27 protein-coding genes and 1 pseudogene are annotated in these 24,999 nt (G+C 70.1%); 11 read left to right on the top strand and 17 right to left on the bottom strand.

Features of this window, described 5'->3' with window-relative positions:
• Nucleotides 1-90 precede the first annotated feature (90 nt).
• From ACYBSK_RS08870 to ACYBSK_RS08860, 3 genes are read left to right on the top strand one after another with little or no spacing between them, the layout of a single operon-like run.
• Nucleotides 91-408: an SCO4225 family membrane protein gene (locus ACYBSK_RS08870; RefSeq protein ID WP_460245705.1), complete on the top strand. Its 318-nt coding sequence runs from the start codon at nucleotides 91-93 to the stop codon at nucleotides 406-408.
• 53 nt (nucleotides 409-461) lie between these two features.
• Nucleotides 462-731 (top strand): type II toxin-antitoxin system Phd/YefM family antitoxin, encoded by a 270-nt coding sequence (locus ACYBSK_RS08865; RefSeq protein ID WP_460245704.1) that lies wholly within the window; start codon nucleotides 462-464, stop codon nucleotides 729-731.
• Nucleotides 721-1,179, top strand: coding sequence for a type II toxin-antitoxin system VapC family toxin (locus ACYBSK_RS08860; protein WP_457476327.1), 459 nt, complete (start codon nucleotides 721-723; stop codon nucleotides 1,177-1,179). The genes ACYBSK_RS08865 and ACYBSK_RS08860 overlap by 11 nt, the downstream gene beginning before the upstream one ends.
• Before the next feature lie 371 nt (nucleotides 1,180-1,550).
• Here the strand turns inward: ACYBSK_RS08860 and ACYBSK_RS08855 are convergent.
• The 14 genes and pseudogenes from ACYBSK_RS08855 to ACYBSK_RS08790 all read right to left on the bottom strand — a co-directional run.
• Nucleotides 1,551-1,692, bottom strand: a pseudogene (locus tag ACYBSK_RS08855) (IS256 family transposase); the annotation flags it as partial.
• A 121-nt stretch (nucleotides 1,693-1,813) separates the two neighbouring features.
• The gene (gene dapD / locus ACYBSK_RS08850; RefSeq protein WP_457476326.1) at nucleotides 1,814-2,809 is read right to left on the bottom strand and encodes a 2,3,4,5-tetrahydropyridine-2,6-dicarboxylate N-succinyltransferase; all 996 of its coding nucleotides are present in this window, start codon (nucleotides 2,807-2,809) and stop codon (nucleotides 1,814-1,816) included.
• A gap of 87 nt (nucleotides 2,810-2,896) precedes the next feature.
• Nucleotides 2,897-3,922 (bottom strand): CU044_5270 family protein, encoded by a 1,026-nt coding sequence (locus tag ACYBSK_RS08845; RefSeq protein WP_460245703.1) that lies wholly within the window; start codon nucleotides 3,920-3,922, stop codon nucleotides 2,897-2,899.
• Complete coding sequence (locus tag ACYBSK_RS08840) at nucleotides 3,919-4,557, bottom strand: RNA polymerase sigma factor (protein WP_460245702.1); 639 nt, start codon at nucleotides 4,555-4,557, stop codon at nucleotides 3,919-3,921. The genes ACYBSK_RS08845 and ACYBSK_RS08840 overlap by 4 nt, the downstream gene beginning before the upstream one ends.
• Nucleotides 4,558-4,649: 92 nt before the next feature.
• On the bottom strand, nucleotides 4,650-5,192 hold the full coding sequence (locus ACYBSK_RS08835) for a TetR/AcrR family transcriptional regulator (protein WP_457476323.1): 543 nt from the start codon (nucleotides 5,190-5,192) through the stop codon (nucleotides 4,650-4,652).
• The gene (locus ACYBSK_RS08830; protein WP_457476322.1) at nucleotides 5,192-5,512 is read right to left on the bottom strand and encodes a DMT family transporter; all 321 of its coding nucleotides are present in this window, start codon (nucleotides 5,510-5,512) and stop codon (nucleotides 5,192-5,194) included. Before ACYBSK_RS08830 ends, ACYBSK_RS08835 begins: the two co-directional genes overlap by 1 nt.
• 200 nt (nucleotides 5,513-5,712) lie before the next feature.
• Nucleotides 5,713-6,048, bottom strand: coding sequence for a metal-sulfur cluster assembly factor (locus tag ACYBSK_RS08825; protein ID WP_018533312.1), 336 nt, complete (start codon nucleotides 6,046-6,048; stop codon nucleotides 5,713-5,715).
• A complete protein-coding gene (gene sufU / locus ACYBSK_RS08820; protein WP_457476321.1) occupies nucleotides 6,045-6,503 on the bottom strand; it encodes a Fe-S cluster assembly sulfur transfer protein SufU in 459 nt (152 codons plus the stop codon). Before sufU ends, ACYBSK_RS08825 begins: the two co-directional genes overlap by 4 nt.
• Before the next feature lie 12 nt (nucleotides 6,504-6,515).
• Nucleotides 6,516-7,772: a cysteine desulfurase gene (locus tag ACYBSK_RS08815; protein ID WP_460245701.1), complete on the bottom strand. Its 1,257-nt coding sequence runs from the start codon at nucleotides 7,770-7,772 to the stop codon at nucleotides 6,516-6,518.
• Nucleotides 7,769-8,533 carry a Fe-S cluster assembly ATPase SufC gene (sufC, locus tag ACYBSK_RS08810; RefSeq protein ID WP_255969546.1) on the bottom strand — a complete coding sequence of 255 codons (765 nt, stop codon included), beginning with the start codon at nucleotides 8,531-8,533 and terminating at the stop codon, nucleotides 7,769-7,771. The genes ACYBSK_RS08815 and sufC overlap by 4 nt, the downstream gene beginning before the upstream one ends.
• A gap of 7 nt (nucleotides 8,534-8,540) precedes the next feature.
• A complete protein-coding gene (locus ACYBSK_RS08805; protein WP_457476319.1) occupies nucleotides 8,541-8,864 on the bottom strand; it encodes a non-heme iron oxygenase ferredoxin subunit in 324 nt (107 codons plus the stop codon).
• A complete protein-coding gene (gene sufD, locus ACYBSK_RS08800) occupies nucleotides 8,864-10,048 on the bottom strand; it encodes a Fe-S cluster assembly protein SufD (protein ID WP_457476318.1) in 1,185 nt (394 codons plus the stop codon). Before sufD ends, ACYBSK_RS08805 begins: the two co-directional genes overlap by 1 nt.
• 61 nt (nucleotides 10,049-10,109) lie before the next feature.
• Nucleotides 10,110-11,534, bottom strand: a complete 1,425-nt coding sequence (sufB, locus tag ACYBSK_RS08795; protein WP_457476317.1) for a Fe-S cluster assembly protein SufB — start codon at nucleotides 11,532-11,534, stop codon at nucleotides 10,110-10,112.
• On the bottom strand, nucleotides 11,531-12,253 hold the full coding sequence (locus tag ACYBSK_RS08790; protein WP_460245700.1) for a helix-turn-helix transcriptional regulator: 723 nt from the start codon (nucleotides 12,251-12,253) through the stop codon (nucleotides 11,531-11,533). The genes sufB and ACYBSK_RS08790 overlap by 4 nt, the downstream gene beginning before the upstream one ends.
• 207 nt (nucleotides 12,254-12,460) lie before the next feature.
• Between ACYBSK_RS08790 and ACYBSK_RS08785 the strand changes: the two genes are divergently transcribed.
• The 4 genes from ACYBSK_RS08785 (at nucleotide 12,461) to ACYBSK_RS08770 (ending at nucleotide 16,110) form a co-directional block, all read left to right on the top strand.
• Entirely contained in the window at nucleotides 12,461-13,252 is a 792-nt protein-coding gene (locus tag ACYBSK_RS08785; protein ID WP_460245699.1) for an AAC(3) family N-acetyltransferase, read from the top strand.
• 56 nt (nucleotides 13,253-13,308) lie between these two features.
• Nucleotides 13,309-14,232, top strand: a complete 924-nt coding sequence (locus ACYBSK_RS08780) for an ABC transporter ATP-binding protein (RefSeq protein WP_460245698.1) — start codon at nucleotides 13,309-13,311, stop codon at nucleotides 14,230-14,232.
• Complete coding sequence (locus ACYBSK_RS08775) at nucleotides 14,229-15,017, top strand: ABC transporter permease (protein WP_460245697.1); 789 nt, start codon at nucleotides 14,229-14,231, stop codon at nucleotides 15,015-15,017. Before ACYBSK_RS08780 ends, ACYBSK_RS08775 begins: the two co-directional genes overlap by 4 nt.
• 106 nt (nucleotides 15,018-15,123) lie before the next feature.
• A complete protein-coding gene (locus ACYBSK_RS08770; RefSeq protein ID WP_460246984.1) occupies nucleotides 15,124-16,110 on the top strand; it encodes a COX15/CtaA family protein in 987 nt (328 codons plus the stop codon).
• A 16-nt stretch (nucleotides 16,111-16,126) separates the two neighbouring features.
• On the opposite strand, the gene ACYBSK_RS08765 is transcribed toward ACYBSK_RS08770, so the two are convergent.
• The 3 genes from ACYBSK_RS08765 to ACYBSK_RS08755 all read right to left on the bottom strand — a co-directional run bounded on the left by ACYBSK_RS08765 (nucleotide 16,127) and on the right by ACYBSK_RS08755 (nucleotide 18,720).
• A complete protein-coding gene (locus ACYBSK_RS08765) occupies nucleotides 16,127-17,221 on the bottom strand; it encodes an amidohydrolase family protein (protein ID WP_460245696.1) in 1,095 nt (364 codons plus the stop codon).
• Between the two features lie 117 nt (nucleotides 17,222-17,338).
• A complete protein-coding gene (locus ACYBSK_RS08760) occupies nucleotides 17,339-17,674 on the bottom strand; it encodes a hypothetical protein (RefSeq protein ID WP_457476311.1) in 336 nt (111 codons plus the stop codon).
• A 95-nt stretch (nucleotides 17,675-17,769) separates the two neighbouring features.
• Complete coding sequence (locus ACYBSK_RS08755; protein ID WP_457481687.1) at nucleotides 17,770-18,720, bottom strand: heme o synthase; 951 nt, start codon at nucleotides 18,718-18,720, stop codon at nucleotides 17,770-17,772.
• 379 nt (nucleotides 18,721-19,099) lie between these two features.
• Between ACYBSK_RS08755 and tkt the strand changes: the two genes are divergently transcribed.
• Genes tkt through opcA form a run of 4 tightly spaced genes read left to right on the top strand, consistent with a single transcriptional unit; the run spans nucleotide 19,100 to nucleotide 24,950 of the window.
• Nucleotides 19,100-21,187 carry a transketolase gene (tkt, locus tag ACYBSK_RS08750; RefSeq protein WP_460245695.1) on the top strand — a complete coding sequence of 696 codons (2,088 nt, stop codon included), beginning with the start codon at nucleotides 19,100-19,102 and terminating at the stop codon, nucleotides 21,185-21,187.
• 34 nt (nucleotides 21,188-21,221) lie between these two features.
• Nucleotides 21,222-22,340 (top strand): transaldolase, encoded by a 1,119-nt coding sequence (tal, locus tag ACYBSK_RS08745; RefSeq protein WP_457476309.1) that lies wholly within the window; start codon nucleotides 21,222-21,224, stop codon nucleotides 22,338-22,340.
• Nucleotides 22,341-22,344: 4 nt separating this feature from the next.
• Entirely contained in the window at nucleotides 22,345-23,880 is a 1,536-nt protein-coding gene (gene zwf, locus ACYBSK_RS08740; protein ID WP_457476308.1) for a glucose-6-phosphate dehydrogenase, read from the top strand.
• On the top strand, nucleotides 23,877-24,950 hold the full coding sequence (opcA, locus tag ACYBSK_RS08735) for a glucose-6-phosphate dehydrogenase assembly protein OpcA (RefSeq protein WP_460245694.1): 1,074 nt from the start codon (nucleotides 23,877-23,879) through the stop codon (nucleotides 24,948-24,950). The genes zwf and opcA overlap by 4 nt, the downstream gene beginning before the upstream one ends.
• Nucleotides 24,951-24,999: the final 49 nt, after the last annotated feature.

The following is a 24,999-nucleotide window of genomic DNA, read 5'->3' as shown; positions in this document are numbered from 1 at the left end:
CCCGAACCAGGTACGGATACTCATGACGGCGCCCCGCCCCGCCAGCACGATGGGAACAGGAAGAAGCCACAGAAACGGGGAGCCACCGACATGACCGCCCGCACCCTCCTGCGCCTGACCGTCACCAACCCGGCGTCAGCGATCTACCTGAGCCTGGTCGGCGCATCCGTCGTCTTCACATCCATCGTCCTGCTCACCTCCCCGGACCCCGGCTTCGTCGCCGTCTGGCCCTTCTTCTTCACCGCCCCCACGTCCCTCCTGGCGGTGGGCCTGATCAGCGCGACCGGCGACACCTCCTACTGGCTCCTCGCCGCCACCCTGACAGCCAGCGCCCTCCTCCAGTCCCTCGCCCTCGGCACCACCCTCCAGGCCCTCCGCGGCCGCCTCCACTTCCGCCGGGCGGCTTGACGTCCGTAGCACGGTGTGGCACCGCGTGGCACACCGCCGCTATCGTGGTCGGTATGACAGCGCAGCCCGAGATCACGCAGCGCGATCTGCGCACGCGTTCCAAAGAGATCATGGACGCCGTCCAGGGCGGGCAGGCGTTCACCGTCACGCGCGACGGGCACCACGTGGGCGAGCTCATCCCGCTGCGGCGCCGTCGCCGCTTCGTCCCGCGCGCCGAGTTCGCGGCCATGTCGCGCACCGCGCCCGACATCTCCCTGGAGGCCTTCCGCGACGACCAGGACGTCGTCGTCGAGCAGGAGCTGGACGACCCGTATGCCCGTTGAGTACGAGCAGGGCCTGCTCGACACGAACATCATGATCCTGCGCAAGTGGATCAACGCCGACGAACTGCCCGCCGAGATGGCCATCACCGCCATCACCCTCGCCGAACTCTCCGCGGGTCCGCATCAGGTACGCGGCGGCAGCGAGCAGAGCGACTACGACGAACACGCCGAGCGCGCCCGCCGCATGGACGTTCTGCAACGCGCCGAGAACGAATTCGACCCCATCCCCTTCGATGTGGAGGCGGCCCGCATCTACGGCAGAATCTGCGCCGCCGTCGTCTCCGCGGGCCGCACACCCCGCCGCCGTGTGGCCGACCTGATGATCGCCGCTGTCGCCGCCGCCGAAGACCTCCCCCTCTTCACCACCAACCCCGACGACTTCAAGGGCCTCGACACGTTGATCACCATCGTGCCGGTCACACGCCCTGAGGTTCTGCACGACCGGTAGCGCGGGGCTTGGGCGGCCGCCTCCCGCTCACCCGTAAACCGAGCCCTGCCGAGAGCGGCTCGGCACAGTCGCCCAGTCCGGACGGTTGCCCAGCCGACGAGGCAAGCTGCACAGCATCCGCTGAATCGAACGCGTCGGCCGCATCGGGGCCAAGTTCACGAACGACAACCGATCGCATTCGTCTCGCACCGGCCAACGATCTCGTCAACCTGCTGCTTAAGGACGAAGACCTGCCCGGCGGACCCTTGGCCGTGTCGGCACAGTTCAATGCGCCCGGAAGCGGCGAGTCCTCCCGCTCGTCCGCGGCCAACTCCTCGGCCCTATAGGAGTTCGTGCCGTAGGTGTCGTGGACGGTCATCTGAGTATTCTCCTCAAACAGCGTGACTCTCGGCGCGCTCGACCAGCAGGCCGCTCTCGCCCCGCCCCTCAGCCAGGACGAGTGGGACCAGGTGGGCTCCGGTGATCGCCCGCCAGCGGGCCTGGGCGATCGACGAGTTCGAACACCATGGCCATCAAGTGCGGCTGCCCAACACGCGCGAGCGCCCTCCCGGGCCGTTCTGGGGCCGTGGAAGGGCGCTCGCGTGGTGCGGAGCGGTGGAGCGAGCCGGACGGTGTGCGTCACGGCCGTCCCACGCTAGTTGTGGCTGTGCAGGACCTCGTTGAGGCCGCCCCAGACCGCGTTGTTGGGGCGGGCCTCGACCGTGCCGGTGACCGAGTTGCGGCGGAAGAGGATGTTGGAGGCGCCGGAGAGGTCGCGGGCCTTGACGACCTGGCCGTCGGGCATCGTGACGCGGGTGCCCGCCGTGACGTAGAGGCCGGCCTCGACCACGCACTCGTCGCCGAGCGCGATGCCGACGCCCGCCTCGGCGCCGACGAGGCAGCGCTCGCCGATGACGATGCGGACGTTGCCGCCGCCGGACAGGGTGCCCATGGTGGAGGCGCCGCCGCCGATGTCGGAGCCGTCGCCGACGACGACGCCCGCGGAGATACGGCCCTCGACCATCGACGTGCCGAGCGTGCCGGCGTTGAAGTTCACGAAGCCCTCGTGCATGACCGTGGTGCCCTCGGCCAGGTGCGCGCCGAGGCGGACGCGGTCGGCGTCGGCGATGCGCACGCCCTTGGGGACGACGTAGTCCGTCATGCGCGGGAACTTGTCGACCGAGGTGACGGCCAGGTGCAGGCCCTCGGCGCGGGCGTTCAGGCGGGCCGTCTCCAGGTTGTCGACGGCGACCGGGCCGAGCGAGGTCCAGGCGACGTTGGCGAGGAAGCCGAACTGGCCGTCCAGGTTCAGGCCGTGCGGCTTGACCAGGCGGTGCGAGAGCAGGTGCAGACGCAGGTACACGTCGTGCGCGTCGAGCGGCTTGTCGTCGAGGGACGCGATGACCGTCCGTACGGCCACCGTCTCCACGCCTCGGCGGGCATCGGGACCGATGGCCTTCGCGGCGCCCTCGCCGAGCAGTTCGACGGCCTTCTCGGCGGAGAGCCGTTCGCTCCCGGCCGGGCCGGGCTCGGCGACCAGCTCGGGGGCCGGGAACCAGGTGTCGAGAACGGTGCCGTCGGTCGTGACGGTGGCGAGGCCGGCGGCGACGGCGCCGGTGGAACGGGGAGCAGTGGTGGTCGTGTCGGTCATGGGCCCAACTTAATCGGCGGGCCCCCGTTCGAGCGAACCAACGGGGGCGGCGTCTCAGCTGCCGGGCGCCGCCCCCGCCGCCGCACGTCAGGGGCGGTCCCCCTGGTGGTCGACGACGCCGGAGGCCAGCTCCGCGCTCTGGTAGACGATGTCGCCCGTCTTCCAGGGTTGGTCAGGCGTGTTGCCTCCGGGGAACTTTTCGTCGTAGTCCTTGATGACGACCCAGCGACTGCCGAGGACCTCATACGTGTGCGGGTCGATCAGGATCTCGTTGCGGTGCAGCGCCTTGCCGCTCTCGTCGAGCCCGACGACGATGGCCTCCCGGCCCGCCAGGTCTCGTACGAGGCGGTGGTCGACCTGCACGCCGGGCATCGCCGCAAGGGCCCTGTACAGCTTGGCCAGCGCCTCGGGCGGCATCGGGTCGGCGGTGAGCAGTACCCTCACGGCGCCGAAGTCGTGCTGCACCCTGGGCTCGGGGTCGGCCTTGGGGTCGTCCGGGTAAAAGGCGCGGGCCTTCTCCAGGAGAGCGGCCGGATCGTCCGGGAGTGACTTCAGGAAGCGGAACTGTTCACGCCGCGAGCGGTCGTCGCCCTCCTTGCCGTTCTCGAAGCGAAGGTCTGCGTACTTCGTCCAGGACTCGTTCGGCTTCGGCTTCTGCGTCGGCTGATCCGAGCTCCGCGGCCAGCTTCCGCCGCCGTCGAAGATGCCCTTCTCGTAGATCCACTGGTTGTCGCGCGGTTCGGGGACCGCGGGGTTCTTCTCGACGGCGTCCGCGGCCCGCCGGAGGACCTCGGCCGGTGTGCCAGACACGGTTCCGGTGGGGGCAGGCGCGGTCGTGGCGGGCGTCGCCCGGTCCGCGGTGTCCTGACCGCCTCCGCCGAGGCCGGTAGCGAGCACGGTGACCGCGGAGATCGCGGCGGCGGCCCCCATCGCGGCAATCCTCCAGTCGTCCCTGATCCGGCGGACCCGGCCCGCCCGGGCCGCGTCGGTGAGCCGGGATCGCCCCTCGGCGAGCCGCCCGGCGTCGGGCGCGGGCGCCCCGGCACGGAAGTTCCGTACGTCCCGCAACTCGTCCGTGTCTTGGTTCGCGTAGCTCCCGTAGTTCCCGCTCACGGCCCGACCACCTCCGCCTCCGCCATCTCGCCCATGAACAATGGGGCCGCCCCCAGCGCGGCCCGCACTTTCCGGCGCGCCCTGTTCAGCCGGGACCTGACCGTCCCGACCGGTATGCCGAGCGCCTCGGCGACCTCCTGGTACGTCAGATCGGCCCAGGCCACGAGCAGCAGCACGTGCCGGTCCGCGGCGGACAGCGACGCGAGGGCGTCGGCGAGCGGGGCGCGGGCCGCGATCCGGTCCGCGGTGTCCTCGACCCAGCCGGCCGCGACCGGGTCGTGCCCGGTACGTGCCAGGGCCCGCAGCCCGCGCAGTTCCTTGCGCCGCTGCTTGCCGATGAGGTGCGCGGTGATGCCGTACAGCCACGGCCGGGCGCTGGGCCGCGTGGTGTCGTACCGGCCGCGCACCCGGAACGCCGTCAGGAAGGTCTCGGCGGTGATGTCGTCGGCCGCGTCCGCGCCGAGGCGGCGGGCCGCGTAGCGGTGGATGTCGGGCGCGTACCGGTCGTAGAGCCGGGCGAAGAGCTCGGGCTGCTCCAGCGACCTGGCGATGGCGAGCGCGTCGCCATCGGGGCCGAATGCATCGGGATCGGAAGCACCGGGGCCGGAAGCATCGGGATCGGGTGGTCCGGTCACTGGGTCGGGTCTCCGTCCGCGGCGGGAAGTCGAGCGTGTCACCCGTTGTTCCCCGCGGCCCTCCCCAGGGTTCACGGCCGCACAGGAAATTCTCAGGGGATCAGACGCCCCAGCATCTCGCGCGCGTACCCGGCGTCGAACTCCCGGCCCGTGAGCAGCACTTGGAGGCAGATGCCGTCCATCAGCGCGACGAGCGCCCGCGCCGTGACGGGATCGGTGCGCCGCGCCACCACCTCCGCCAGCTCCTCGCACCACTCGGCGGCGACGGGCCGCAGCGCCGGACGGCGCAGCGCGGCCAGGTACAGCTCGTACTCCAGCTCCACGCCCTCCCGGTCCCCGGCCAGCCACTCCCCCAGCACCGCGGCCAGCTCGGCGGGCAGATCGCTGCCCCGGTCCTCGATGGCGTGGTGCGCGGCGACGACCTTCGCGAAGCCCTCGTTGGCCTGCCGCAGCGCCGCCACCATCAGCTCGTCGAGGGTCTTGAAGTGGTACGTGGTCGAGCCCAGCGGCACGTCGGCCTCGCGGGCCACGCTGCGGTGGCTGAGCCCGCCGATGCCCTTCGCCCCGACGACCCGGATCGCGGCGTCGATGATCCGCTGGCGCCGCTCGGGATCGTAGCGCCGCGCCGCCGCCATCAGTGCGCCCCGCCCAGATTGAGCAGCACGACCCCGCCGATGACGAGGACGATGCCCGCGCCCTTGGCGAGCGTCAGGCCCTCGCCCATGAACAGCATGCCGATCGCCGCGATGATCGCGGTCCCGGTGCCCGCCCAGATCGCGTACGCGGTACCGATCTGCACGGTCTTCAGCGTCTGCGCGAGCAGCGCGAACGCGACGACGTAGCCGGCGACGGTGAGCAGCGAGGGCCAGAGCCTGCTGAACCCCTCGCTGTACTTCATGGCGGTGGTGGCTCCCACCTCGGCGGCTATGGCGCCGGCCAGCAGCACGTATCCCATGTGTACGAGTGTACATATCGTTGCGTACGGGCGTACACAACGGGGCGCTTCACGCGGCCTGAGAATCCCCCTCGAACGGCGAAAGGCCCCGGCGGACCGAAGTCCACCGGGGCCATTCGCCGTCGAGCCTCTCCGGCGATCGAGGAGCGGGGCCCGGGGCAGAGCCCCGCGACCGCGCCCCGCCGGGAGCCGCGCGTGCGTCAGACGTTGAAGCCCAGCGCCCGCAGCTGCTCGCGACCGTCGTCCGTGATCTTGTCCGGGCCCCACGGCGGCATCCAGACCCAGTTGATCCGCAGCTCGTTGACGATGCCGTCGGTCGCGGACTTCGCCTGGTCCTCGATGACGTCGGTCAGCGGGCAGGCCGCCGACGTCAGCGTCATGTCGATCGTCGCGATGTTCGCGTCGTCGATGTGGATGCCGTAGATCAGGCCCAGGTTGACGACGTCGATGCCCAGCTCGGGGTCGACGACGTCGTACAGCGCCTCGCGGACCTCCTCCTCGGAGGCCGGCTTCATCTCAACAGCGTTCTCGGTCATGCGGTCTTCGCCTCCTCAGCGAAAGCCTGGGCCGTCGCGTCCTTCCACGCCATCCAGCTCAGGAGGGCGCACTTCACTCGGGCCGGGTACTTGGAGACTCCGGCGAACGCTACGGCGTCCTCCAGGAGCTCCTCCATCGCGTCGTCCGGCTCGATCTGCCCCTTGGACTGCATCAGGTCCAGGAAGGTCTCCTGGATCCTGCGCGCGTCGGACAGTTCCTTGCCGACCAGGAGGTCGTTGAGGACGGAGGCCGAGGCCTGGCTGATGGAACAGCCCTGGCCCTCGTACGACACGTCCTCGATCTTCTCGCCGTCGTACTTCACACGCAGCGTGATCTCGTCACCGCATGTGGGGTTGACGTGGTGCACCTCGGCGTCGCCATCCCGCAAGCCCCGCCCGTGCGGGTGCTTGTAGTGGTCCAGGATGACTTCCTGGTACATCGAATCCAGCTTCACGTCTGCAGCCCCTCAGCCGAAGAAGTTCCGTACGTGCTCCAGGCCGTCGACCAGAGCATCGATCTCGCCGGGCGTGGAGTACAGATAGAACGACGCTCGCGTGGTCGCAGGAATTCCGTACCGCAGGCACACGGGCCGCGCGCAGTGGTGTCCGACCCGGACGGCGATGCCCTGCTCGTCGAGGACCTGGCCCACGTCGTGCGGGTGGATGTCGCCCAGCGTGAAGGAGATCGCCGCGCCGCGCTCCTCGGCCGTGGTGGGGCCGATGATCTTCAGGTCGGGGACCTCCTGGAGCCGCTTCACCGCGTACTCGGTGAGCGCCTGCTCGTGCCGGAGGATGTTCTCCATGCCGATCGAGTTCAGGTAGTCGATCGCCGCGCCGAGCGCGACGGCCTCCGCGATCGGCGGCGTACCGGCCTCGAACTTGTGCGGGGCGGGGGCGTACGTCGACGAGTGCATCGACACCGTCTCGATCATCTCGCCGCCGCCGAGGAACGGGGGCAGGTCCTCCAGGAGTTCCTGGCGGCCCCACAGCACACCGATGCCGGTCGGGCCGCACATCTTGTGGCCGGTGAAGGCCACGAAGTCGGCCTGGAGCGCCTGCACGTCGACCGGCATGTGCGGGGCGGCCTGCGAGGCGTCGATGCAGACCAGGGCGCCGACTTCCTGGGCGCGGCGCACGATGGCCTCGACCGGGTTGTGGGTGCCGAGGATGTTCGACACGAGCACGAAGGAGACGATCTTCGTCTTCTCGGTGATGATCTCGTTGATGTTGCTCAGGTCGAGACGGCCGTCGTCCGTCAGACCGAACCACTTCAGCTTCGCGCCGGTGCGCTGCGCGAGCAGCTGCCACGGAACGATGTTGGAGTGGTGCTCCATCTCCGTGATCACGATCTCGGTCTCGTGATCGACCTTGTACGGCTCGTCGGCCCAACCGAGCATGTTGGCCACGAGGTTGAGCGACTCGGAGGCGTTCTTCGTGAAGACGACCTCGTCGCGGCTCGGCGCGTTGATGAACGCGGCGACCTTGTCGCGCGCGCCCTCGTACAGCGCCGTGGCCTCCTCGGCCAGCACGTGCACGCCGCGGTGGACGTTGGCGTTGTGCTGTTCGTAGTACTCCGTGATGGCGTCGAGGACCTGGCGCGGCGTCTGCGAGGTCGCCGCGTTGTCCAGGTACACGAGCTTCTTGTCGTCGTGGAGCACCCGGTCGAGGATCGGGAAGTCCTTGCGGATCGCCTCGGTGTCGAGGAGGCCCGGCAGCTGTGTCACGCGGATGCGCCACCCTTCACGTACTTGTCGTAGCCCTCGGCCTCGAGCTGGTCGGCGAGCTCGGCGCCGCCGGACTCGACGATCCGGCCGCCCGCGAAGACGTGGACGTGGTCCGGCTTGATGTAGCGCAGGATGCGCGTGTAGTGCGTCACCAGGAGGGTGCCGACCTCGCCGTTCTCACGGACGCGGTTGATGCCCTCGGAGACGATGCGCAGCGCGTCGACGTCCAGGCCGGAGTCGGTCTCGTCGAGGATCGCGATCTTCGGCTTGAGGAGCTCCAGCTGGAGGATCTCGTGGCGCTTCTTCTCACCGCCGGAGAAGCCCTCGTTCACGTTGCGCTCGGCGAAGGACGGGTCCATGGAGAGCTTCTCCATGGCCTCCTTGACCTCCTTGACCCAGGTGCGCAGCTTGGGGGCCTCGCCGCGCACGGCCGTGGCCGAGGTGCGCAGGAAGTTGGAGACGGAGACACCGGGGACCTCGACCGGGTACTGCATGGCGAGGAAGAGACCGGCGCGGGCGCGCTCGTCGACGGACATCTCCAGGACGTCCTCGCCGTCGAGGGTGACGGTGCCGGAGGTGATCGTGTACTTGGGGTGCCCCGCGAGGGAGTACGCCAGGGTCGACTTGCCGGAGCCGTTCGGACCCATGATCGCGTGGGTCTCGCCCTGCTTCACGGTCAGGTCGACGCCCTTGAGGATCTCCTTCGTGGCGTTGTCCGCCTCGACGGTGACGTGCAGGTCCTTGATTTCAAGCGTTGCCATGGGGACTTCAGTTCTCCTGGGTGAGGGAGACGAGAACATCGTCCCCTTCGATCTTCACGGGGTATACGGGCACGGGGCGGGTGGCCGGGAGGCCGGACGGCTTGCCGGTGCGCAGGTCGAACGCGGAGCCGTGCAGCCAGCACTCGATCTGGCAGTCCTCGACCTCGCCCTCGGAGAGCGAGACGTTCGCGTGCGAGCAGATGTCGTTGATCGCGAACACCTCGCCCTCCGTCTGCACGATGGACACGGGCGTGCCGTCGACCTCGACCCGCTTGGGGGTGTCGGTCTCCAGCTCGCTGAGCCCACAGGCGCGTACGAAGGTCGTGGTCATCAGACCGTGGCCTCCAGCTCGGCCTCGATCTTCTCGAGCAGGCGCTCCTCGATGTCCGGGACACCGATCTGCTGGACCAGCTCGGCGAAGAAGCCGCGCACGACGAGGCGGCGGGCGTCCTCGGCGGGGATGCCGCGGGCCATCAGGTAGAAGAGCTGCTCGTCGTCGAAGCGGCCGGTCGCGGAAGCGTGGCCGGCGCCGACGATCTCGCCGGTCTCGATCTCCAGGTTCGGCACGGAGTCGACGCGGGCACCGTCGGTCAGAACCAGGTTGCGGTTCATCTCGTACGTGTCCGTGCCCTCGGCCGCGGCCTCGATGAGGACGTCACCGATCCACACGGCGTGCGCGTCGTCGCCCTGGAGCGCGCCCTTGTAGACGACGTTCGACTTGCAGTGCGGGGTGTTGTGGTCGACCAGGAGGCGGTGCTCCTGGTGCTGGCCCGCGTCGGTGAAGTACAGGCCGAACAGCTCGGCCTCGCCGCCGGTGGCCGCGTACTGCACACGCGGGTGCAGGCGGACGACGTCGCCGCCGAAGGTGACGACGACCGACTTGAAGGAGGCGTCGCGGCCGACGAGCGCGTTGTGCTGCGCGACGTGCACGGCCTTGTCGTCCCAGTCCTGCACGGAGACGACGGTCAGCTTCGCGCCGTCGCCGAGCAGGTAGTCGACGTTGGCGGCGAGCACCGCGTCACCGGTGTGGTCGATGACGACGACGGCCTCGGCGAAGGCGCCCAGCTCGATGACCTGGTGGCCGTAGGCGACGCCGCCCTCGCCGTGCACCGCGATGCGGATCGGCTCGGTCAGGACCGTCTCCTTGGGCACGGAGACGACGGACGCCTTCTCGAACGCCGAGTACGCCTGCGCGGCGACCCGGTCGACGGGCTTGCCGGCCTTGCCGACACGGGCGTCGTCGCGGCCGACGAGCTCGACGCCGACGCCCTCGGGGGCCTCGACATCGACCTTCACGCCGTCACCGGTCGCGGTGGCGGTGCCGTCGTGCAGACCGCGCAGGCGCTCCAGCGGCGTGAACCGCCACTCCTCCTCGCGGCCGTGCGGGACGGGGAAGTCCTGCACGTCGTACGAGGGGGGCGCGCTCATGCGGGTGGCGACGGTCGACTCGGCGGCGACCGCGACGGCGCCCGCGGTCGTCGAGCCTGCCGGGATGGTGGTGGGAGCCTCAGCCATGGCTGTCGTAGTGCTCGCTTTCGTTACGTAAGTGGCTTGACGGAGAAGGCCGTTGAGGGCGTCAGCCCACGGCACCTTCCATCTGGAGCTCGATCAGCCGGTTGAGCTCGAGCGCGTACTCCATGGGCAGCTCCTTGGCGATCGGCTCGACGAAGCCGCGCACGATCATCGCCATGGCCTCGAACTCGGAGAGGCCGCGGCTCATGAGGTAGAAGAGCTGGTCCTCGGAGACCTTGGAGACGGTCGCCTCGTGACCCATCGACACGTCGTCCTCGCGGACGTCGACGTACGGGTACGTGTCGGAGCGCGAGATCTGGTCGACGAGCAGGGCGTCGCAGAGCACGTTCGACTTGGCGCCGGGGGCGCCCTCGCCGATCTCGATGAGGCCGCGGTAGGAAGTGCGGCCACCGCCGCGCGCCACGGACTTCGAGACGATGTTGGACGACGTGTTCGGCGCCATGTGGACCATCTTCGCGCCGGCGTCCTGGTGCTGGCCCTCGCCCGCGAAGGCGATGGACAGCGTCTCGCCCTTGGCGTGCTCGCCCATCAGGTAGACGGCCGGGTACTTCATGGTCACCTTGGAGCCGATGTTGCCGTCGACCCACTCCATGGTCGCGCCCTCGTAGGCGACGGCGCGCTTGGTGACCAGGTTGTAGACGTTGTTCGACCAGTTCTGGATGGTCGTGTAGCGGCAGCGGGCGCCCTTCTTCACGATGATCTCGACCACCGCGGAGTGCAGGGAGTCCGACTTGTAGATCGGCGCGGTGCAGCCCTCGACGTAGTGGACGTAGGCGTCCTCGTCGACGATGATCAGCGTCCGCTCGAACTGGCCCATGTTCTCCGTGTTGATACGGAAGTAGGCCTGGAGCGGGATCTCGACGTGCACGCCCTTCGGCACGTAGATGAAGGAGCCGCCCGACCACACGGCCGTGTTCAGCGCGGCGAACTTGTTGTCGCCGGCCGGGATGACCGTGCCGAAGTACTCCTTGAAGAGCTCCGGGTGCTCCTTGAGGGCCGTGTCGGTGTCCATGAAGATGACACCCTGCTCCTCCAGGTCCTCACGGATCTGGTGGTACACGACCTCGGACTCGTACTGGGCCGCGACACCGGCGACGAGGCGCTGCTTCTCCGCCTCGGGGATGCCGAGCTTGTCGTACGTGTTCTTGATGTCCTCGGGCAGGTCCTCCCAGGACTCCGCCTGCTTCTCCGTGGAGCGCACGAAGTACTTGATGTTGTCGAAGTCGATGCCCGACAGGTCCGAGCCCCAGTTCGGCATGGGCTTCTTGCCGAACAGCTTCAGACCCTTGAGACGCAGCTTGGTCATCCACTCCGGCTCGGACTTCTTGGAGGAGATGTCCTTGACGACGTCCTCGTTGATGCCGCGCTTGGCAGAGGCACCGGCCTCGTCGGAGTCCGCCCAGCCGTATTCGTACTTGCCCAGGCCCTCGAGCTCAGGGTGGGCAGTCTCCTCGATGGGGAGAGTCATGCGGGGTTCCTCCCGGCCGTGCTTGCAGATGCGTTGGTGGTCGTATTGGGGGTGTTCTTGGGGATGAACGTCGTGCAGACCCCGTCGCCGTGGGCGATGGTGGCCAGTCGCTGTACGTGGGTGCCCAGCAGCTGCGAGAACATTTCGGTCTCGGCCTCGCACAGTTGCGGGAACTGCTCGGCGACGTGGGCGACTGGGCAGTGGTGCTGGCAGAGCTGCTCACCGACCGGTGCGCTACGCGCCGTAGCAGCGTACCCGTCCGCGCTCAAGGCCTTCGCCAGGGCCTTGGCGCGCTCCTCGGGGGCCGCGGCCTCGATCGCCGCCCGGTACGGAGCGGCCTGCGCGGCGATCAGCGCGCGGGCGAACGAGACGAGCGCCTCGTCGCCTCCGGCGTGCTCCTTGATCCAGCGGAGCGCTTCCGCGGCGAGCTTGTCGTAGGACTGGTCGAAGGCGTCCCGGCCGCAGTCGGTCAGCGCGAACGCCTTGGCGGGGCGGCCGCGGGTGCGGGCTCCGTAGACGCGCTGCTCCCTGGGCGCCACGACGTCGTCGGCCACGAGGGCGTCGAGGTGGCGGCGGACGGCGGCCTGGGTGAGGCCGAGGCGCGTGGCCAGCTCGGCGACGGTGGACGGGCCGTGGTCCAGGATGGAGCGCGCGACGCGGTTGCGGGTGGACCGCTCTCCGGTCGTGAGCTCCTCAGGGCCCTCGCCAACGTTTTTCACAACGCCATTGTTGCGTAATTCCTCAGACCCTGACAAGCGGTGTGGTGATCGCCCCACGGTGCCGTGCATCACTTAGGTACACCTAAGTAGACACGGTGCGTGACCTGCGGAAACGATCTTTGATCGATCAGAATTCGGGTGGCCCGGAGGCCGCGCCGACGCGTAATTTTGTGGCGCCCGCAGGCCCTCACGGGGACACTCGCACCCATGCCCACACCCCCTCCGACCGGCCCACTCGTCACGCGCGACACGCTCGCGTCGGACCTCCGTTCGCTCGGCGTCCGATCGGGCGACACCCTGCTCGTGCACACCTCGCTCAGCAGCCTCGGGTGGGTGAGCGGCGGCCCCGTCACCGTCGTCCACGCCCTCCTCGACGCGGTCGGTTCCCACGGCACGCTCGTCGTCCCGACACAGACCGGCGACCTCACCGACCCGGCGCACTGGCGGAACCCGCCGGTCCCCGAGGAGTGGTGGGAGCCCCTCAGGGCGACGATGCCCGCCTACGACCCGGCGACCTCGCCCACCCTCGGCGTCGGCGTCCTCCCCGAGACCCTGCGCACGTGGCCGGGGGCGCGGCGCAGCGCGCACCCGCAGACCTCCTTCGCCGCGCTCGGGGCGCGCGCCGCCGAGGTCACCGACGGGCACGCCGTCGACTGCCGGCTCGGGGAACGCAGCCCGCTGGCGCGCCTTGAGGAGCTGCACGCGCGCGTGCTGCTCCTGGGCGCCGGCTACGAGGCGTGCACGAGCTTCCACCTCGCCGAGTACCGGACCCCCTTCACCTTGGAGGACGCCGGGCGGCCGGGGCCCGACGGGTGGGAGCGCGTGAGCGAGGTGGCCATCGACAGCGACCGGTTCGACGAGCTGGGCGCCGCCTTCGAGGCCGACACCACGGTGCCGCGCGGCCGCGTCGGAGGCGCCGAGTGCCGCCTCTTCGCGGTCGCCGACGCCGTGGCGTACGCGCAGAAGTGGCTGCCGGTGAACCGCCCCGCCGTGCCGTGACGGTGCCGCGGCCCCGGCGGCCCGGGGACCGCGCCGCATCCTTAGACTTGCCCACCATGCGAACCGAGCCAGTCGTCCACATCACCGGTCTGGTGAAGCGGTACGGATCCAAGACCGCGGTCGACGGCCTCGACCTCACGGCGGCCCCCGGCATCATCGCCGTCCTCGGCCCCAACGGCGCGGGCAAGACCACCACGGTCGAGACCTGTGAGGGCTACCGCAGGCCCGACTCCGGCACCGTCCGCGTCCTCGGCCTCGACCCGGTGAAGCAGGCCTCCGCGCTGCGCCCCCGCATCGGCGTGATGCTCCAGTCCGGCGGCGTCTACTCCGGCGCCCGCGCCGACGAGATGCTCCGCCACATCGCCAAGCTGCACGCCCACCCGCTCGACGTGGACGCCCTCATCGAGCGCCTGGGCCTGGGCAGCTGCGGCCGCACCACCTACCGGCGCCTCTCGGGCGGCCAGCAGCAGCGGCTCGCGCTCGCCATGGCCGTGGTCGGCCGCCCCGAGCTGGTCTTCCTCGACGAGCCGACGGCGGGCCTCGACCCGCAGGCCCGGCACGCCACCTGGGACCTGGTGCGGGACCTGCGGGCCGACGGCGTCTCCGTCATCCTCACCACGCACTACATGGACGAGGCGGAGCAGCTCGCCGACGACGTGGCGATCGTCGACTCCGGCACGGTCATCGCGCAGGGCTCCCCGGAGCAGCTGTGCAAGGGCGGCGCCGAGAACACGCTCCGCTTCTCCGGCCGTCCCGGCCTCGACGTGGCCTCGCTCCTCAAGGCGCTGCCCGCCGACGCCGCGGCCGCGGAACTGACCCCCGGCTCGTACCGCGTCAGCGGCAAGATCGACCCCCAGCTCCTCGCGACGGTCACCTCCTGGTGCGCCCAGCACGGCGTGATGCCGGACAAGATCTCCGTCGAGCGGCACACCCTCGAAGACGTCTTCCTCGAACTGACCGGCAAGGAGCTGCGCGGATGAGCGCCACCGAAAGGCACCGCGGCGCCGGTACGTACGCCCCCGCCCCCGGAGCCGCCCCGCTCCCCCGCATGATCGCGACGCAGGCCGCGCTCGAGACGAAGATGCTGCTGCGCAACGGCGAACAGCTGCTGCTCACGGTCGTCATCCCGACGCTGCTGCTGGTGCTGTTCTCGGCCGTCGACATCGTCGACACGGGTTCCGGCGAGGCCGTCGACTTCCTCGCCCCCGGCATCCTCGCGCTCGCCGTGATGTCCACGGCCTTCACCGGCCAGGCCATCGCCACCGGCTTCGAGCGCCGCTACGGGGTGCTGAAGCGGCTCGCCGCCTCCCCGCTCCCCCGCTGGGCGCTGATGACGGCGAAGACGCTCTCGGTGCTGGTCACGGAGATCCTCCAGGTCGTCCTGCTCACGGTCATCGCGTTCGCGCTCGGCTGGTCCCCGCAGGGGAACCCGTTCGCCGTTCTCCTCCTCCTGGTGCTCGGCACCGCGGCGTTCTCCGGGCTCGGCCTCCTCATGGCGGGCACGCTGAAGGCGGAGGCGACGCTGGCCGCGGCGAACCTGGTGTTCCTGCTCCTGCTGGTCGGCGGCGGCGTCATCGTGCCGCTGGACAAGTTCCCCGACGCCGCGCAGTCGGTGCTCGGCCTGCTGCCCATCTCGGCGCTCTCCGACGGCCTGCGGGACGTGCTCCAGCACGGCGCGGCGATGCCGTGGGGCGACCTGGGCATCCTCGCCGTCTGGGCGGTCGTGGGCCTCGGCGCGGCGGGCCGGTTCTTCCGCTGGGAGTGACGCCCGGCGGCCTCCGAGTGACGTAACCCCCGTCACAGTTGGCCCAGTTACGTCCCCCTCGTGAAGCCGTGCACAAGCGGCCGCCTACGATGGGCGCGTGCCAAAGCTGACCCCCACCGACGCCGCGCGGGCGCTGCGCAACCCGCTCGCCTTCATCGCCGAGCACTGGACCCCCGCTCAGCGGACCGTCCAGCGCGCCGCCATGTCCGCCGTCGTGATGACGGTGATCATCGTCTGCACCGGCGGCGCGGTGCGCCTGACCGGCTCGGGCCTCGGCTGCCCGACCTGGCCCAAGTGCACCGACGAGTCGCTGACCTCGACGGCCGAGATGGGCTTCCACGGAGCCATCGAGTTCGGCAACCGCATGCTCACGTACGTGCTGTGCGCGGCGGTCGGCTGGGCGATCATCGCCGCCCGCTCGCAGAAGCCGTGGCGGCGCACGCTGACCCGGCTCGGCTGGGCCCAGTTCTGGATCGTGATGGGCAACGCGGTGCTCGGCGGCGTCGTCGTCCTCGTCGGCCTGAACCCGTACACGGTGGCGGCCCACTTCGTCCTCACCACGGGCCTGCTGACGGTCGCCGTCGTGATGTGGCAGCGCACCCGCGAGGGCGACGCGGAGGCGCGTCCGCTGGTCGGCAAGGCCATCAAGCAGCTGGTGTGGGCCCTGGTCGCGGTGGCCGCGCTGCTGATCGTCGTCGGCACGGTGGTGACCGGCGCGGGTCCGCACGCGGGCGACTCCAGCGACGTGCACCGGATGCCGCTCGACTGGGAGATGGTCTCGAAGGCGCACGCGGTCCTGGCCTGGATCGTGGTGACGCTGACCTTCGCCCTGTGGTTCGTGCTGAAGGCGGTCGACGCCCCCAAGGGCCCGCTGCACCGCACGCGCGACCTGTTCCTGATCCTGCTGGCGCAGGGCGTCATCGGCTACGTCCAGTACTTCACGGACCTCCCCGAGATCCTGGTCGGCCTGCACATGCTGGGCTCGGCGCTGGTGTGGATCGGGGTGCTGCGCGTGGTGCTGTCGCTGCGCGAGCGTCCGGTGCGCGAGCCGGGCCTGCCGGCGCAGTCGGGCCAGGAGCTCTCGGCGGTCTGACGCCCCGTGTACGGGCTCAGGCCGAGCCGAGCCCGTACACCCGCCGCGCCGTCCCCGACGCGATCATCGTGGCGACCCGCTGGGCGTCGCCCAGCGACCAGGCGCCGTCGGCGACCCACTCCCCGAGGACCCGCCCGAGCGCCTGGCGGAACAGCCGCGCGCCCACGACGTGCAGCTCCGGCAGGCCCTGCGCGCCGGTCGAGAACAGCAGCTTGCCGAAGGGCGCCAGCTCCAGGAACTCCGCGAGCAGCCCCGCCGCCCGCGCCCCCGTCCGGGCGAGCGCGGGCCCCAGGTCCGCGTAGACGTGTGGGAAGACGCCCGCGAGGTGCGCGGCGTGCCGGTGGTACGGGTAGCCGTGCAGCAGCACCACGTCCGTGCCGAGCCCCGCCGTGGCGCGCGCGAAGTCGGCGAGGACCACGGGGTCGGTGGGGTCGAGGTGGCCCCAGCGCAGTTGCAGCGGGCGGCCCGAGGCGACCGCGATCCACAGCAGGTGGCGCAGGAGCACGGGGTCCGTCAGCGCCCCGCCGACCTGCCGCCCGGCCAGCCACCGTCCCGCCGCGCCGCGCACCTCCCCCGGGCCCGGCGGCTGCGGCGCGAGGGCGAGGCCGTGGCGCACGCCCGCGACCGAGGTGAAGGCGACGGCGCCGGAGGCCGCGCCGTGCACCGACTCGGCGAGGTTGGCGAGGAAGGACTCGACGGTTCCGGAGGTGTCCGCGACCTGCTCCGCGAGGAGTTCGAGGCGGACGATCTCGTGGGCCTCGCACTGGGCGGCGGAGGCCATCTCGGCGGGCCCGGTCAGATCGTCGGCGAGCCCGGTGTCCATGAGGTACGTGGTGATGCCGCTGCCGCGCAGCAGCCTGCGGCCCGCCTCGACGACGCCGAGTTCGCGGCGCCTGGCGAGGTAGCGGGCGGGCGGGCAGTGCGGTTCGAGGCCGAGCAGCGGCGGGCACCAGCGGCGCACCGCGAACCCGGTCTGGGTGTCGAAGAAGGTGGTGCCGGGGGCGGGCGGCCCCTCGCCCCGGCCGAGGTGGGCCTCGAACGTGCCGAGGCCCAGCTCCGTACGCAGCACCCCGTGGCAGTACTGATCCACGAGGGACGGCGTGTCGATCATCCGGGCTCCCCGCGTGTGGACCGTGCTGCTCCTACCGGTCCTAACGGGTGAACGGGCCCGTGGTGTTGCTCGATCTCCGCCCGTACACACGCGCGACTGGGCCGCCGAACGTGCGGTTCAGCCGCCGAGCTGGATGCCCGCCATGCGCTTCCACTCGTACGGGCCGGTCTCGACCTTGGCCGCGAAGTCGCCGTCGAAGTCCTCGTGGACGGTGATGCCCGCCTTGTCGACGGCCTTCTGCGCCACCTCGTACGTGGTGGCCACCAGGTCGCCCCAGCCGCCGTCCTCGCCGACGAGCACGATGCGCGTGCCGTGCTCGCCGATGTACGCGAGCTGTCCCTCGGCGCCGCCGTGGGCCTTGGCGAACGCGCCGATCTCCTTGGCCAGCTTGGCCGCGCGACGCTCGTCCTTGGCCGCCCGACGGGGCGCCTCCACCGCTTGAGTCTCTGCCATGGACAGGATGCTACCGACGAGTAGCCCAACAATCGAGAAGTGGGGTGCGTGGCCTGGGCCACGCACCCCACTTCATCGGAAACCTGCCGTGCCGGTCAGCGCAGGAACGGGTCCACCGCGATCGCCACGAAGAGCAGCGAGACATAGGTGATGGACCAGTGGAACAGCCGCATCTCCTTGAGCTTCGCGCCCGTGACCTCGGCCTTGGCGCGACTTTGCAGCCCGTGCGCCTCCCACAGCCAGAACCCGCCGGAGACCAGCGCGACCGCCGTGTAGAACCAGCCCGTGTAGCCGAGCGGCTGGAGCAGCAGCGACACCGCCACCATCACCCAGCTGTAGGCGACGATCTGCTTGGCGACGACCTTGTTGGAGGCGAGGACCGGCAGCATCGGGACACCCGCGCGCGCGTAGTCGTCCTTCACCTTCATGGACAGCGGCCAGTAGTGCGGCGGCGTCCAGAAGAACATGACCCCGAAGAGGATGATCGGCGCCCACGACATGGAGTTCGTGACGGACGACCAGCCGATGAGGACCGGCAGGCAGCCGGCGATGCCGCCCCAGACGATGTTCTGCGCGGTGCGCCGCTTCAGGATCATCGTGTAGACGACCACGTAGAAGAGGAGCGCGCCGAGCGACAGCCAGGCCGACAGCCAGTTCACGGCGAAGCCGAACAGCAGCGTCGAGATCACCGCGAGGGAGATGCCGAAGACCAGGCATTCATTGGGGCTGACCATGCCCGTGACCAGCGGCCGCTGCGACGTGCGCTCCATGAGGGCGTCGATGTCGCGGTCGTACCACATGTTCAGGGCATTGGCCCCGCCCGCGGAGAGGTAACCGCCGAGGCAGGTGATCAGCACCAGCCAGAGGTCGGGAACGCCCTGTTCCGCGAGGAACATCACCGGAACCGTGGTGATGAGAAGCAGCTCGATGATTCGCGGCTTGGTCAGCGCCACGAACGCCTTGACGCGGGCCCCGAACGGCCGCTGGCCCCGACTGCTGCTCGTCAGCGCTCCCGCTGGACGGGATTCGACGGCCGTCACGCACACCCCTGACAGAGACTCCAGCGAGCCCCCGATGCGGACCACTTGATGTGAAGTCCCGGTAAAGGCTCGCGCGTACCACGCCACTCTAGACGTTGCCCATACCCAGCCCTTCGTGGGGGTGGGTCGTGTTGGCCCGCATGCCGTAACGCCCTCCGGAAGGGTGCTCCGGATGAGCTTTTCCGGCCACGGATGAGCCCCCATCTGAGCGCTTGCGTATTCACGTGTCGAAAGCGCGCCGATCCCCGTCAGGAGGCGGATCCGACAGAGTCCCGGCAGTCTGGAACGAGTCGAAAAAAAGCACGTTCCAGCGCAGGTAGGCTCGACACCGGCCGGTGGCGGACGTCACCGGCATGAGACATGTGGAGAGGAGCCCTGACCCAGGGTGAGCACCAAGCCGACCACCACAGACTTCGAGTGGACCGATGTGGACCAGCGGGCCGTTGACACGGCGCGTGTCCTGGCCGCCGACGCCGTACAGAAGGTCGGCAACGGCCATCCCGGTACGGCGATGAGCCTGGCCCCGGCCGCGTACACCCTCTTCCAGAAGGTGATGCGGCACGACCCGGCGGACGCCGACTGGGTCGGGCGGGACCGTTTCGTCCTGTCCGCCGGTCACTCTTCCCTGACCCTCTACATCCAGCTCTACCTGGCCGGCTTCGGCCTGGAGCTGGACGACCTCAAGGCATTCCGCACCTGGGGCTCCAAGACGCCGGGCCACCCGGAGTACGGGCACACCACCGGCGTGGAGACGACCACCGGCCCGCTCGGCCAGGGTGTCGCCAACGCGGTGGGCATGGCCATGGCCGCCCGCTACGAGCGCGGCCTGTTCGACCCGCGGGCCGCGGCCGGCGAGAGCCCCTTCGACCACTACGTCTACGCGATCGCGGGCGACGGCTGCCTCCAGGAGGGCATCTCCGCCGAGGCCTCGTCGATGGCCGGTCACCAGCAGCTCGGCAACCTGATCCTGCTGTGGGACGACAACCACATCTCGATCGAGGGCGACACCGAGACCGCGGTCTCCGAGGACACCTGCAAGCGCTACGAGGCGTACGGCTGGCACGTCCAGCGCGTGGAGCCGAAGGCGGACGGCGACCTGGACCCCGAGGCGATCTTCCACGCCATCGAGGCCGCGAAGGCCGTCACCGACAAGCCGTCCTTCATCGCGCTGCGCTCGATCATCGCCTGGCCCGCCCCGAACGCGCAGAACACCGAGGCCGCGCACGGCTCGGCGCTCGGCGACGACGAGGTGGCCGCCACCAAGCGCGTCCTCGGCTTCGACCCGGAGAAGACCTTCGAGGTCTCCGACGAGGTCATCAACCACACGCGCGGCGCCCTGGAGCGCGGCGCGCAGGCCAAGGCCGAGTGGGAGAAGTCGCTTCAGGAGTGGCGCACCGCCAACGCGGAGCGCGCCGCCGAGTTCGACCGCATCCAGGCGGGCGAGCTGCCCGCGGGCTGGGAGGAGAAGCTCCCCGTCTTCGAGACCGGCAAGGGTGTCGCCACCCGCGCCGCGTCCGGCAAGGTGCTCCAGGCGCTCGGCGGTGTGATCCCCGAGCTGTGGGGCGGCTCCGCCGACCTCGCGGGTTCGAACAACACGACGATCGACAAGACGTCGTCCTTCCTCCCGAAGGGCAACCCGCTGCCGGAGGCCGACCCGTACGGCCGCACGGTGCACTTCGGCATCCGTGAGCACTCCATGGCCGCGGAGATGAACGGCATCGCGCTGCACGGCCACACGCGCATCTACGGCGGCACCTTCCTGGTGTTCTCCGACTACATGCGCAACGCCGTGCGCCTCTCCGCGCTGATGTCGCTGCCCGTCACCTACGTGTGGACGCACGACTCCATCGGTCTCGGTGAGGACGGCCCGACCCACCAGCCGGTCGAGCACCTGGCGTCGCTGCGCGCGATCCCCGGCCTCAACGTCGTACGCCCCGCGGACGCCAACGAGACGGCGATCGCCTGGCGCGAGATCCTGCGCCGCGGCAAGAAGGAGTACGGCGTCTCGCACCCGCACGGCCTGTCGCTGACCCGCCAGGGCGTACCGACGTACGAGGCGAACGAGGACACGGCCAAGGGCGGTTACGTCCTCGCCGAGGCCTCGAAGGAGACGCCGGACCTGATCCTGATCGCCACCGGTTCCGAGGTGCACCTGGCCGTCGAGGCCCGCGAGCAGCTGGAGTCCGAGGGCATCGCCACCCGCGTCGTCTCGATGCCGTGCGTCGAGTGGTTCGAAGGCCAGGACCAGGGGTACCGGGACAGCGTCCTGCCGCCGTCGGTCAAGGCGCGCGTCGCGGTCGAGGCCGGCATCGGTCTGACCTGGCACCGCTTCGTCGGGGACGCCGGTCGCATCGTTTCGCTGGAGCACTTCGGCGCGTCCGCCGACGGCAAGGTCCTCTTCAAGGAGTTCGGCTTCACTGCGGAGAACGTCGCCGCGAAGGCGAAGGAATCTCTCGCCGCGGCTCAGCGCTGACGCCACTACACGACACGTAGGAGATGCAATTTCCATGACAGACGCACTCAAGCGCCTCTCCGAGGAAGGCGTGGCGATCTGGCTGGACGACCTGTCGCGCAAGCGGATCACGTCCGGCAACCTCGCCGAGCTGATCGACCAGCAGCACGTCGTGGGCGTCACCACCAACCCGTCGATCTTCCAGAAGGCGATCTCGCAGGGCGACGGCTACGACCAGCAGCTCGCCGACCTCGCCGCCCGCAAGGTCACCGTCGAGGAAGCCATCCGCATGATCACGACGGCGGACGTCCGCGACGCCGCCGACATCCTGCGCCCGGTCTTCGACGCGACGGGCGGCCAGGACGGCCGGGTGTCGATCGAGGTCGACCCGCGCCTGGCGCACAACACCAGGGCGACGGTCGCCGAGGCCCGCCAGCTGGCGTGGCTGGTGGACCGGCCGAACACGCTGATCAAGATCCCGGCGACCAAGGCGGGCCTGCCCGCGATCACCGAGACGATCGGCAACGGGATCAGCGTCAACGTCACGCTGATCTTCTCCCTGGAGCGCTACCGCGAGGTCATGGACGCCTACCTCGCGGGCCTGGAGAAGGCCAAGGCCAAGGGCCTCGACCTGTCCCAGATCCACTCGGTCGCCTCCTTCTTCGTGTCCCGCGTGGACACCGAGATCGACAAGCGGATCGACGCGCTCGGCACGGACGACGCCAAGGCGGCGCGCGGCAAGGCCGCTCTCGCCAACGCCCGTCTCGCGTACGAGGCGTTCGAGGAGGTCTTCTCCTCGGACCGCTGGGCCGCCCTCGACAAGGCGCAGGCCAACAAGCAGCGTCCGCTGTGGGCCTCGACCGGCGTGAAGGACAAGGCGTACAAGGACACCCTGTACGTCGACGAGCTGGTCGCCCCGGGCACGGTGAACACCATGCCGGAGGCCACGCTGGAGTCGACGGCCGACCACGGCCAGATCTCCGGGAACACGATCGCGGGCACGTACGACCAGTCCCGCAAGGAGATCGAGGCCGTCGAGAAGCTGGGGATCTCGTACGACGAGGTCGTGCAGCTGCTGGAGGACGAGGGCGTCGAGAAGTTCGAGGCGTCCTGGAACGACCTGCTGAAGTCGACCGAGGCGGAGCTCAAGCGCCTCGCCCCCTCGGAGGGCTGATCCCTTGACCGCACACGGAGCGAACGGCAATCCGCTCCGTGACGCCGCCGACCGACGGCTCCCGCGCATCGCGGGGCCGTCGGGTCTGGTGATCTTCGGCGTTACGGGCGATTTGTCACGTAAGAAGCTGATGCCTGCGGTTTATGACCTCGCGAACCGGGGTCTGCTCCCGCCCGGCTTCTCGCTGATCGGGTTCGCCCGCCGCGAGTGGCAGGACGAGGACTTCGCGCAGGAGGTGCACGACGCGGTCAAGCAGCACGCGCGCACGCCGTTCCGCGAGGAGGTCTGGCAGCAGCTCATCCAGGGGATGCGCTTCGTCCAGGGCAACTTCGACGACGACGACGCGTTCGAGCAGCTCAAGGCCACGATCAACGATCTCGACAAGTCGCAGGGCACGGGCGGCAACTTCGCGTTCTACCTCTCCGTTCCCCCCAAGTTCTTCCCCCAGGTCGTGCAGCAGCTCAAGAAGCACGAGCTGGCGGACGCGCCCGAGGGCTCCTGGCGGCGCGCCGTCATCGAGAAGCCGTTCGGCCACGACCTCGCCTCCGCCAAGGAGCTGAACGCGATCGTGCACGAGGTGTTCGACCCGGACCAGGTGTTCCGGATCGACCACTACCTCGGCAAGGAGACCGTCCAGAACATCCTGGCGCTGCGCTTCGCCAACCAGATGTTCGAGCCGATCTGGAACCGGTCCTACGTCGACCACATCCAGATCACGATGGCCGAGGACATCGGCATCGGCGGCCGTGCCGGTTACTACGACGGCATCGGCGCCGCGCGCGACGTCATCCAGAACCACCTGCTCCAGCTGATGGCGCTGACCGCGATGGAGGAGCCCGCCTCCTTCGACGCGGACGCGCTCGTCACGGAGAAGGCCAAGGTGCTGGGCGCCGTGCGGCTGCCGAAGGACATCGGCAAGGACACGGTGTTCGCGCAGTACGCGGCCGGGTGGCAGGGCGGCGAGAAGGCCGTCGGCTACCTCCAGGAAGACGGCATCGACCCCAAGTCGAAGACCGACACCTACGCGGCCGTCAAGCTGGAGGTGGACAACCGCCGTTGGGCGGGCGTGCCCTTCTACCTGCGGACCGGCAAGCGGCTCGGCCGGCGTGTCACCGAGATCGCCGTCGTCTTCCAGCGCGCCCCGCACTCCCCCTTCGACCACACGGCGACGGAGGAGCTGGGCAAGAACGCGATCGTGATCCGCGTCCAGCCGGACGAGGGCATCACGGTCCGCTTCGGCTCCAAGGTGCCGGGCACCTCGATGGAGATCCGGGACGTCTCGATGGACTTCGCCTACGGCGAGTCCTTCACGGAGTCGAGCCCGGAGGCGTACGAGCGGCTCATCCTGGACGTCCTGCTGGGCGACGCCAACCTCTTCCCGCGCACGGAGGAGGTCGAGCTGTCCTGGAACATCCTCGACCCGATCGAGGAGTACTGGGACAAGCACGGCAAGCCCGCGCAGTACCCGTCCGGCACGTGGGGGCCCGCCGAGGCGGACGACATGCTCGCACGAGACGGACGGAGCTGGCGGCGGCCATGAAGATCGATCTCACGGACACCACGTCCAGCAAGGTCAACAAGGCGCTCGTACAAGGGCGCCGGTCCATCGGCACACCTGCCGTCGGCATGGTGCTCACCCTCGTCATCGTCACCGACGAGGAGAACGCCTACGACGCGCTCAAGGCGGCCAACGAGGCGTCGCGCGAGCACCCTTCGCGCACGCTCGTCGTCATCAAGCGCGTCTCCCGCTCGCCCCGCGACCGCACCAAGTCCCGGCTCGACGCCGAGGTCCGGGTGGGCGCCGAGGCGGGCACCGGCGAGACCGTCGTCCTGCGCCTGTACGGCGAGGTCGTCAACCACGCCCAGTCGGTCGTGCTGCCGCTCCTCCTGCCGGACGCCCCGACGGTCGTCTGGTGGCCCGTGGACGCCCCGCTGGACCCCGCGAACGACCCGCTGGGCGCGCTCGCCCAGCGCCGCGTCACCGACACGTACGCGGCCGAGCAGCCGGTCCACGAGCTGGAGGCCCGCGCGGCGTCCTACGCGCCCGGCGACACGGACCTGTCGTGGACCCGCATCACGCCGTGGCGCTCGATGCTCGCCGCCGCGCTCGACCAGGTGACCTGCGACGTCACCTCGGTCGAGGTCGAGGGCGAGGAGTTCAACCCGAGCTGCGAGCTGCTGGCCATGTGGCTGGCGGACCGCCTCGACGTGCCGGTGAAGCGGTCGCTGTCGGCGGGCCCGGGTCTGACCGGCGTCCGCCTGGAGTCCACCTGCGGCCCGATCGTGCTCGACCGGGCCGACGGCACGCTGGCCACGCTCTCCATCCAGGGCCAGCCGGACCGCGCGGTCGCGCTCAAGCGCCGCGAGACGTCCGAGCTGATCGCGGAGGAGCTGCGCCGCCTCGACCCGGACGACACGTACGCCGCCGCGCTGAAGTTCGGCGTGGACCGGCTGGGCGAGCCGGAGGACCAGAAGACGGTGCCGGACGCGGTGTCCGAGGCGGCCTCCGCCGCGGCCGGCGCGGCGCCCGCCCAGAAGACGGCGGCGAAGAAGGCACCGGCCAAGAAGGCACCCGCCAAGCGGGCGGCCAAGAATGCCTCGACGAAGTGAGCGAAGACACGTGAGCGCAGCACCCCAACTCGTCGTCCACCGGGACAAG

This window comes from Streptomyces sp. BYX5S, from assembly GCF_054724165.1.
The sequence above is the reverse complement of the archived record's forward strand: the minus strand, read 5'-3'. Positions and strand labels throughout refer to the sequence as shown.